We start from the raw sequence: 251 nt of genomic DNA on the forward strand, positions 1-251 counted from the left end.
GTATTATTTGAAGTATGTAAAGCACTCACGTAATTATCAAATTTAATTGCCATCGGCACAATGCCACAATCATGAAATAAACCCAGCGTATACAAGTACTCAACGGGAACATTGTTTTTTATACGTTGCCCAATAATCATATTTACATCAGCAATTTCTGATGCGGTATCCCAAAAGCGTTCTAAGCTAATGCAGCATTCTTTTCGGGTGAACATTTGCTTTAATTTTAAGCTTGGTACTAGCGCCTCAAT

Annotated in this window: 1 protein-coding gene; it reads right to left on the reverse strand. The window is 36.3% G+C overall.

Going from position 1 to position 251, the window contains the following annotated elements:
- On the reverse strand, nt 1–251 hold a 251-nt coding region (locus SB751_RS33465), incomplete at both ends, for an HDOD domain-containing protein (RefSeq protein ID WP_410749428.1).

Origin of the sequence: Cupriavidus sp. SIMBA_020, assembly GCF_046535395.1 — a bacterium.
Lineage (GTDB): Bacteria > Pseudomonadota > Gammaproteobacteria > Burkholderiales > Burkholderiaceae > Cupriavidus > Cupriavidus campinensis.